The sequence below is a fragment of the Flavobacteriales bacterium genome, from assembly GCA_016779935.1.
Taxonomy (GTDB): Bacteria; Bacteroidota; Bacteroidia; order Flavobacteriales; family UBA7312.
Genome location: JADHMQ010000011.1, coordinates 56,780 through 63,790 on the forward strand (window position 1 = coordinate 56,780; position 7,011 = coordinate 63,790).

Annotated in this window: 4 protein-coding genes and 1 rRNA gene; all 5 read left to right on the plus strand. The window is 36.0% G+C overall.

The annotated features are described in order from the left end of the window. Positions 1-7 precede the first annotated feature (7 nt). Positions 8-1,648, plus strand: coding sequence for an AMP-binding protein (locus ISP73_06530; protein ID MBL6658239.1), 1,641 nt, complete (start codon positions 8-10; stop codon positions 1,646-1,648). A gap of 93 nt (positions 1,649-1,741) precedes the next feature. After that, positions 1,742-3,976, plus strand: a complete 2,235-nt coding sequence (gene purL / locus ISP73_06535; GenBank protein MBL6658240.1) for a phosphoribosylformylglycinamidine synthase subunit PurL — start codon at positions 1,742-1,744, stop codon at positions 3,974-3,976. A gap of 55 nt (positions 3,977-4,031) precedes the next feature. Next, positions 4,032-5,765, plus strand: a complete 1,734-nt coding sequence (locus ISP73_06540) for an aromatic amino acid hydroxylase (GenBank protein ID MBL6658241.1) — start codon at positions 4,032-4,034, stop codon at positions 5,763-5,765. Beyond that, positions 5,762-6,433: an SDR family oxidoreductase gene (locus ISP73_06545; protein MBL6658242.1), complete on the plus strand. Its 672-nt coding sequence runs from the start codon at positions 5,762-5,764 to the stop codon at positions 6,431-6,433. Before ISP73_06540 ends, ISP73_06545 begins: the two co-directional genes overlap by 4 nt. A gap of 449 nt (positions 6,434-6,882) precedes the next feature. After that, positions 6,883-7,011, plus strand: a 16S ribosomal RNA gene (locus ISP73_06550); the annotation flags it as partial.

A 7,011-nucleotide genomic window follows, 5' to 3' on the forward strand; every position in this document is an offset into this window, starting at 1 on the left:
AATACCTATGCAAGATTATCAATCACCTTTAGAAATGCTATACCGTTGGGAGAATGAATCGCCTAACAAATTATATATGCGTCAGCCCATAAATGACGAGTGGCACAAATGGACTTGGTCCGAATCGGCTACAGAAGTCAGAAAAATGGCAGCATATCTTCAATCTCTCGATTTAGCACCTAAAAGTAAAATTGCAATACTTTCTAAAAACTGTGCACATTGGATAATCAGTGATTTAGCCATCATGATGGCAGGTCATGTTTCAGTTCCCTTATATCCAAACTTAAAGGCTGAAAGTATAAAACAAATTCTTGATCACAGTGAAACTAAATTGGTGTTTGTAGGTAAATTAGATGATTTTGCAAGTATGCGACCAGGTATTCCAAAAGATATGCCTTGTATAGCTTACCCTTTTTACTCTGAAGAAGGATATCCGGTTTGGGGAGATGTAATAAAAGATGTTGAGCCTATTTCAGAAAATGTGATAAGAGAGCCAAAAGATTTGGCAACTATAATATACACTTCTGGTACAACTGGAATGCCAAAAGGAGTGATGCATAAATTTTACAACTTTTCATTTGCAACATCAAATGCAGTCCCATTACTAGGATTAGCAACTGAAGAACGCTTTTTCTCCTATCTACCACTCTGTCATATCGCAGAACGTCTGTTAGTGGAGATGGGTAGTTTATACTCAGGCGGTATGGTATCTTTCGCTGAAAGCTTAGATACATTTGCAAAGAATTTATCAGACACTAAACCAACGGCCTTTTTAGGTGTTCCACGAATATGGACAAAATTCCAACAAGGTATTTTAACAAAATTACCTCAAAAGAAATTAAATATTTTACTTGCTATTCCTGGTGTTTCATCTCTTATTAAAAAGAAGATAAAATCAGGACTTGGTTTACAAGAAGCAAGAAATGTATTTACAGGAGCAGCACCAACACCAGTTTCTACATTAAAATGGTTTAAACGTCTAGGGATAAACATTCAAGAAGCTTATGCTATGACGGAAAACTGTTGTTATTCTCACGTTACTCTAAATGATGACATTCAATTTGGATTTGTAGGAAAAGCACTGCCACATTGTGAAGTCAAACTAAGTGAGAAAAATGAGATTTTAATAAAGCACGTTGCCTTAATGGATGGCTACTACAAAGAAGAAAAGCAAACCCAAGATACTATCAAAGACGGTTGGTTATATACTGGTGATGAAGGACACATTGATAGTAAAGGATTTTTAAAAATTACGGGAAGGGTGAAGGATTTATTCAAAACATCCAAAGCCAAATATGTGGCTCCGGCACCTATTGAGATGAAGCTTTCTGCAAATAAAAACATTGAGCAAGTTTGTGTAGTGGGGGAAAATATCCCGCAACCGATTGCTTTGGTTACACTCTCAGAATATGGAAAAAGTAGACCATCTCAAGATGTTGTAGCAAGTCTATCCAAAACGTTATCCATTGTAAATCCAAAATTTGATGCGCATGAAAGGTTAAAAAAGATAATAGTTCTAGATCAAGAATGGACTATTGAGAATAACCTTTTGACTCCCTCAATGAAAATAAAACGAAATGAAGTTGAGAAACTTCACAAGGATAATTATGTTTCTTGGTACGAAAGAGTAGAAGAGGTAATTTGGTAATTACTATTTCTTAATAACTTTTTAAAAAGCTGCGATATTTAGTTCGTTTATACTAGAGGTATTTATATTTTTGCCATTTAGAAAACGAATAATATGTCTTTACAAGCAACCACAACATTAGCTACACTAGAACAGGCTGTCGAACTTGGTCTTCGCCCTGAAGAATTTGACAAAATCAAGGAAATATTAGGACGCACACCAAACTTTACTGAGATGAGTATTTTTTCAGTAATGTGGTCGGAACACTGTTCTTACAAGAACTCCATTACTTGGTTGAAAACCTTGCCAAAAGATGGGCCTCATATGCTAGTAAAAGCAGGAGAGGAAAATGCCGGACTAGTTGATATTGGTGACGGTCTTGCTTGTGCATTTAAAATAGAAAGCCATAACCACCCATCAGCACTTGAACCTTACCAAGGTGCTGCAACAGGTGTAGGAGGTATTAATAGAGATATTTTCACAATGGGTGCTCGTCCAATTGCTCAGCTTAATTCACTTCGATTTGGAAATATAGAACTTGATAGAACAAAGTGGCTCGTTAAAGGTGTTGTGAAAGGAATTGGCGACTATGGAAATGCCTTCGGTATTCCAATTGTGGGCGGTGAAGTATTCTTTGACGAATGCTACAATACAAACCCATTAGTCAATGCCTTTTCGGCAGGAATTATGAAAGCTGATGGATTGATTTCAGCAACATCTTCTGGAGTAGGGAATCCAGTATTTATAGTTGGTTCTAGAACTGGTAAAGATGGTATTCATGGAGCAGCATTTGCATCCAAAGATATTACAGAAGATTCAGCCAATGATTTACCAGCAGTTCAGGTAGGAGATCCTTTTCAAGAAAAATTACTTCTAGAAGCAACACTTGAGTTAGGGCAAACAGATGCTATTGTTGGTATGCAAGATATGGGCGCAGCAGGAATTACGTGTTCAACCTCTGAAATGAGTGCAGCCGGAGAACATGGTATGATTATTCACTTAGATAAAGTCCCAACACGACAAGAAAACATGAAAGATTGGGAAATTCTTCTTTCAGAATCCCAAGAACGTATGCTTATAGTTGTAGAAAAAGGCAAGGAGCATATCGTTCAGAAAATATATGATAAATGGGATTTAAGTTGTGAGCAAATAGGAGAAGTAACCTCTGGAGGAAGATTAAAATATTATATGCATGGTGAATTGGTTGCCGATGTTCCAGCCGATGATTTAGTTCTTGGCGGCGGTGCGCCAGTATATACTCGAGAATACTCTGAGCCAGAGTATTTTAAAAGATTTAAGTCCTTCAGTATAGATAGCATTGAGCAACCTAAAGATTTAGTGAAAGTGGCTAAGTATTTAGCATTACACCCAAACATAGCTTCAAAAAAATGGATCTATGAACAGTACGACTCAATGGTAGGCACTATCAATATGGGGACAAATTCACCAAAAGATGCAGGAGTAGTAAATATTAAAGGTACTAATAAAGCCCTAGCGATGACGGTTGATTGTAACGCCAGAATGGTAAACGCGAATCCTGAAGAAGGCTGTGCTATGGCAGTAGCCGAAGCTGCGAGAAACATTGTGTGTTCAGGAGGAGTGCCAAGTGCAATTACCAATTGTTTAAACTTCGGAAACCCATATAACCCAGAAGTATATTGGCAATTTGTCGGAGCCATTAAAGGAATGACAAAGGCTTGTCTGAAGTTTAAGACGCCAGTTACCGGTGGAAACGTTAGTTTTTACAATCAAACAGCATTAGAAGGTAAAGAGGTACCCGTTTTCCCAACACCGACTATTGGAATGTTAGGTATAGTAGAAGATAAAGACCGTGTAATGTCTCTTGACTTCAAAGGAAAAAGTGATTTAATATTCCTACTTGGAGAGTCAAAAAATGACATAAGCAGTTCAGAATATCTAGCATCATATCATAATTTCAAAGAAAGTTCTACGCCAGAATTTGATTTGGATAAAGAGTTTGAACTACAAGAATCCGTTAAAAAATTAATCAGAGCTAAGCTAATTGAATCAGCTCATGATGTTTCAGACGGTGGATTATTCATAACACTTCTTGAAAGTGCAATGCCAAAGAATTTAGGTTTCGATATTACTACTTCCTCTGAAATCAGAGAAGATGCGTTTCTTTTTGGTGAAGCACCATCACGCATAGTAGTATCTGTTGCTGAAACAACTGAAGATGCCTTTTTAGATGTGATGAAAAAATCTCAGGTGCCATACACTTTAATAGGCCATGTAACCAAAGGAGAAATCAGAGTTGATGATCATTCTTTTGGAGAAGTAAGTGAATTCAAAGATTTATTTGATAACTCTCTTGCTAAACACTTTTAATTTTTAGTTAAAATTTCAATTGTTTTACTAAATTTGGCTCTCTAACTAGCCTATTATGAAAACAATATTTAACGACTTTGGAAACCCGCAGGTGGCTAAACTTCCCGACCATCTTAGACAATTTGTTGTTGATCAAGATTACAGTAGTTATACTGCATTAGACCATGCCCTTTGGAGGTATGTCATGAGAAAGAATATTTCTTACCTAAAAAATGTAGCTGACAGTTCTTATTTAGATGGCTTGGAAAAAACAGGTATTACCATAGATGCAATTCCTAATATCAAGGATATGAATGATATACTTGGTAAAATAGGTTGGGGTTGTGTTTGTGTCGATGGCTTTTTGCCACCATCATCATTTATGGAATTTCAAGCCTATAAAGTATTAGTGATAGCAGCAGATATTCGCCAAATTGAACATATAGAATATACGCCAGCACCAGATATAATTCATGAAGCAGCTGGTCATGCGCCAATTATTGCAGACCCCATGTATGCCGAGTATCTTAGGCTGTTTGGAGAAATAGGTAGTAAGGCTATTTCATCATCAAAGGATTTTGAATTATATGAAGCCATTCGCCATTTATCAATAATCAAAGAAGACCCGAATACAAAAGCAGATGAAATAGAAAAGGCAGAAGTGGAGATTTCCCGTATTCAACAAAATATGGGTGAGCCTTCAGAGATGGCTAGAATTAGAAATTTACACTGGTGGACGGTTGAATATGGTCTTATTGGTGATCTTTCAAACCCTAAAATTTATGGAGCTGGACTTTTATCCTCAATAGGAGAGAGTGAAAGTTGTCTAAAAGATGAGGTCAAGAAAATACCATATTCATTAGATGCGGCTAATCTAGCTTTCGATATCACTGAGCCACAACCACAGCTCTTTGTTACGCCATCTTACACCTACCTTACTCAGGTGCTAGAAGAGTTTGCCAATGGAATGGCACTTCGAACAGGAGGAATTGATGGGTTAAGCAAAGCAATAGAATCCCAAAACATCTGTACCTCAGAGTATAGTTCTGGTATTCAAGTTTCAGGAACCTTCAATAAATTAATTGAGAAAGACGGTAAAGTTGTTTACCTTTCAACATCATCCCCAACAGCCTTGGCTTGGCAAAATAAAGAACTTGTAGGTCATGGAAAAGACTATCACAAAGATGGATTTAGTTCTCCAGTTGGTTTACTTAAAGGAGAGTCTACACCATTAGAGTTAATGAGTATAGAACAACTATGTGATTTAGGAATAGAGTCATCCAAAAGAGTTGATATAGAATTTGCAAGTGGCGTTAAGGTGTCAGGAAAACTCATTAATATAGTTAAGAATATAAAAGGAGAAAACATACTCATGTCATTTAAAGAATGTACAGTCACATATAACGAGGAAGCTTTGTTTTTGCCAGAATGGGGAATGTATGATATGGCTATAGGTCAGAAGATTACTTCTGTTTTCTCAGGAGCTGCAGACAGAGCTATTTTCTCTAAAGATAATCCGTTCGTTCCTAGCGAAAAGACGCATAAGATTAATTATTCTGCTCAACGAAAAGAGTTGCATAAACTATATCAAAAAGTTAGAGATGTTAGAAATGGAGACCTACCCAATGAAAGTACATATTCCATATGGTCTGAGCTAATTAACTATAAAGAAGACTGGTTGTGTGCCATTGAATTATTAGAAATATGTGAGGATGATATACTATCTTCAGAAATTATTGATTATTTGAAAAAGAAAAATGAGAAGTCAATTAAACATTTAGTTGAAGAAGGATTAAATTTTGTAGTATGAATGTAGTTTTAACCGGAGCAAGTAGAGGAATAGGATATGAGTTAGTCAAGTTGTTTTTGGCAGAAGGTCATAATGTATTAGCGATTTCAAGAAATAAAGAAAAACTAAATAAACTAGAGGAATTAGGGGCAACTATTCTAGCATTTGATTTATGTGAAGAATCATTTGCTCCAATTGTTGATGCTGTTTCTGATTTTGGGCAAATAGATATTTTAATAAATAACGCTGGAGCATTAGTCAACAAGCCCTTTGGGAAGTTGACTAATGATGACATTAAGTATGTATATAATATTAATGTCTTTTCAATAATTAAGTTAACCAGAGATTTGTTGTCTTCTTTTTCTTTAGAAGCACATGTCATTAATATAAGTAGTGTAGGTGGAGTTCAGGGAAGCGTAAAGTTCCCTGGCTTATCTGTGTATAGTAGTAGTAAAGGCGCATTAACAATCCTAACAGAATGTTTAGCGGAGGAATTTAAAGAAACAACTTACAGATTTAATACTCTGGCCTTGGGAGCAGTTCAAACTGAAATGTTAGAAGAAGCTTTCCCAGGCTATAATGCAAAGGTATCTGCTAGCCAAATGGCACACTTTATTTACAGATTTTCCACAGAAGACGGAAAATTATTTAATGGTAAGACTATAAGTATATCGTCTAGCACTCCTTAAGTAATCCGTCTTATTGACATCCTTCCCCTAATTACTGACCTCAAGATATTGGTCTTGCGCCCTATCTTTTGATTTTTATTAAAAAAAATCGATTTAAAAATAGCTTTTTACTAGCTTAAATAAGGCCTTATAAAAATATATTAAAAAAAAACAAAAAAGATTTGTTACGTTCATTAAAGAAACTATATTTGCAGCCGCTTTTGAACGAAAAAGTGATTTTGAAAAACAAATCGGTTTTCAACCCTTGATTATTTAGTTAAAATTATTTTAACAAAAGAGTTTGAGGTATTCAAAAGTATTGTATCTTTGCCGACCCTTTCAGTTAATTCTGAAAAGAGGCAAAACAAAAATGTTCTTTGATTTAATGGGATAGACGAAATTTAAACAACAAAATTCAACGTCAATTTTTTTAGCTTATGAACGAACCAGGAAATTATATAAACTTTTATACAACGAAGAGTTTGATCCTGGCTCAGGATGAACGCTAGCGGCAGGCCTAACACATGCAAGTCGAACGGTAACAGGGATTGCTTGCAATCCGCTGACGAGTGGCGCACGGGTGCGTAACGCGTATGCAA